This window comes from Elusimicrobiota bacterium (genome assembly GCA_041658405.1).
GTDB lineage: Bacteria > Elusimicrobiota > UBA5214 > JBBAAG01 > JBBAAG01 > JBBAAG01.
On record JBBAAG010000138.1, the window covers coordinates 1 to 3569 of the forward strand.

1 protein-coding gene is annotated in these 3569 nt (G+C 47.8%); it reads right to left on the reverse strand.

Features of this window, described 5'->3' with window-relative positions; all coding sequences use genetic code 11:
• On the reverse strand, positions 1-3569 hold a 3569-nt coding region (locus WC955_13205), incomplete at both ends, for a carboxypeptidase regulatory-like domain-containing protein (GenBank protein MFA5860012.1).

Genomic DNA, 3569 nt, shown 5'->3' on the forward strand with positions numbered 1-3569 from the left:
AGTCCCAAAAGATGGCTTCACCGCGGTATCTTTATACCCAGTTTCGTCAGTCCATTGCAGAAAAACTTCCGGGGTGAGGTTATACCCCGAGATTGTAGGCCCGTCATTATTAGAGACCGGTAATCCTGAAGCCTTAGCGTTATACTTGTCATAAGCTTCAAACTTATAAGTATACCGTCCCGCAAAACTTAACACCACACTTGTTGAACATATAACCCCGGTGGTATACGGCCCGGTACTTACGTTCAGGGGGATTGTAACAAAATCATTACCCTCAAGTTTAATAACAACCCTGGGATAACCGGTTAACGGCGTATCACCGTCGTAGTCAACATACTTTACACGGTAAGTAATAAGGTCTTCCACTGTCCCGGTTACCGGTTTTTCGCCGGTATTAAAGTATCCTGTCTCCCCGGTCCATGATAATACCGGGCTGCGGTTAAGCACCTGTAACCCTGACATCTCATTTGTCGGCACACCGGACGCTGTAGCGTAATAAATATCGTATGCTTCAAACCAGTAAGTATAACTCCCTCCGGAGGTAAACGTTACCGTCGCGGCATACACCGCACCCTGGGAATAATTATTCCCCACAGCGGTTAATGTCGCAACAATGACTTCCACCCCGCTTTTCTTTATATGCACCTTAGGATAACTGCTTAACGGCGGGTCATCTTCAGTATCCCGGTATTTTACACGGAAGATAAAATTTGCACCCGGCCGCCCGGTTAACGGCGCCACCCCGGCAGTGGTATAACCAGTTTCATTTGTCCAGCTAAGCGACGGCGCGGTATTTGATAATAAGGTAAGGTCGATATTAACCTGCACGCTTGACTCCAACCCGACAACAATATCTGAAGCAATACTTGTCTGATACCTCTCTGCTGACACACGAAGATTATACGTCCCGGTGGTAAGCTGTAAGATATACACCCCGTTTTGGTTGGAGGAAGTCTGGGTGATAACAGCATTATCCTGCAGGATTTCAATAACCGCCCCGGCAACCGGTGTAAGTGTCACTGCCTGGCGGATAATACCGGATACCGAGCCCGGCATTTTTTGCGCTACCGCCGAAGGATGGTTTGATACAGCAGAAATATTATTAGCAGCATCACGCACCCATGCTGAGAAATAATATGTTGTCCCCGGGATAAGCGGAGAGATAACGCTATAACTTTGTGTACTTCCGGGGTTAATATTGCTCATAGGAACGACAACCTGCGCGGCTTGTGCATCCCAACCGCTATCAACCGTTGCGTACTGTATAAGAACATTACCGTTTAATAAATTTACATACCCGTCATTACCGGGTGACGTCCAGGAAAGTATTACCTGCCCTGATACATTACCGGACACTGCGGTGAGGTTGGTGATAGCTCCCGGAGCAATAGTATCCGCCACGGTTTGCGGGGATACATACACCACCGCAATGTTTGACTGCGGTGAAACGTTTAACGCATCATCGGTTGTCCATAACGAGAAATAGTAGGTTACACCTTCCGCTAACGCCTGTGCTAAGGTATAACTCTGCTGGCTTCCCGGTACGATGCTGGATGTGGCGATAACAACCTGTGCGGATTCCACATCCCACGGCCCGTCAGTAGTGAGGTACTGTAAACTATAAAACCCGGAAATATTACCTATACTCCCGTCATCACCGGTTGACTGCCAGTTTAAACTCACCTGTAACTGTGTTTGGTTTGACATTGCAACTAAAGTATTAATCCCCGCGGGTGGCGTAGTATCCGCCACTACTGCAGGTTTTGCGTAGGATAATACTATATTTGAACTTTCCGACCAGTTAGTTTCTTCATCAGCATACCACATACGGAAATAATACGTTGCCCCGGAAACAAGGCCTGTGAGGGTAAGATTAACCGCCGTACCGGGTATAACATTTGAAACTGATGTTATGATTTGAGAACCCGCACGGGACCATCCTGTATTTACTGTGAGATACTCAATATTATATGATCCGGTAAGATTCCCCGCAGCATCATCATCCCCCGGGGTTGACCATTGCAAGATTAACTCACCGGTATTAACCCCGGGTTGAGCTATGAGGTTAACAACCTTCCCCGGCGGTGTGGTATCCGCAAACTGCACCCCGGCAGCTGTCATCCGTATTGCAGGATCAGCATTAGTATCCGCAACATTCCCTGACCCTGTATCAGTAACGGAATACGAACTCCCGGAGTTATACGTAGTATTAACATAACTTATCCCGTTACCTGTGGTTCTTGGGATATGCAACCGGTACCCGCCGTATGAGTATGGCGAACTAAAAGTAATCCTATACTTCTTCCCTTTTGTTAGTGTTAACGCCGGTGAAATATCCATGCTTTTCCATGTATAAGAACTTGACAGCACAAAGGAAGCTTCCGTAGCGAAAGTTCCGGATTTAACCACCGTACTGCCCGAGGTGATATCACGAATTTCGTAGTACAGGTCATCCCCTGAATCGTCATACACTTTTTGGATATACGCTTCAAGTGTTGTGATACTAATATCTGCAGCTACATTATCGAGGGTAAATTCCCAGCCAGTGGTAACGACATCGTAGATATCAGTATCCGTATTTGTATTCCACGGATTACCATAAACACTACCGTTATCGTATTCTACGAGATACACCGGCTGTTTCCCGTTTAATACCGCCCAGGTACCTGTCCCGCTATCCCGCAGGGATGATGCATTAGCGTCAAGAGTATTGTATAGCGGCAACACTTTTGTGTAATCAAGACCTGAGGTTAACCAAATATTATTCGACGTCCCCGGAGCAGTACTTACCTGTTCAACAACTATATGATACACCTGGCCCTGGGTAACATTTGCCGGTGATACGAGCACAACCTTTTGCCACCCGGACGCTGTAGCGTCAAACGTTCCCGGAGCGGACCCTGTGAGCCACGCCTCCGCAGGATTACCGCTGGTATCGTTTTGTATCCCGCAATAAAAAGCCGGAGGGTTGCCGGTAACTGAAAATATGGGAACATACACAGAAGTAATATTCCCGGTCACCTGCGCGGTGAACCTGTAACTCACACGTTCATTCGCAGTATCAACCTTATTCCCGCCGGTACCCAGGGAATACAATCCTTCATGCCCGTAATACACACCTGCAGTCGTTTGTGTACCGGAATACACCTTATACGCCGGTGCGGACGGATGGTTTGATACTGCAGAAACGTTACCCGCCTCATCAACTGACCATACCGAGAAATAATAGGTTACTCCCGCGGTTAATCCGGACGATATATCCCATACCCGTACAGTACCCGGTGTAATGTTTGTGGTTGACAACACAATTTGTGCGGAGGAATCGTTCCACCCGGAATTTATTGTGAGATACTGTATTTTATACTGCCCGGTTAAGTTACCGGTACCGGCATCATCCCCCGTTGAGTTCCAGGTAAGCACCACACTACCTTCACTACTGCCAGTAGCAGCAGTGAGAGAATTAACCGCTGACGGTGCGGCCGTATCCCCGGGTGCACCCCCTGACGTTTGCGCGTATGCCGCTATGGTGTTTGACACGCGGGAGGTATCATTCGTAAAATTTTTTGCGC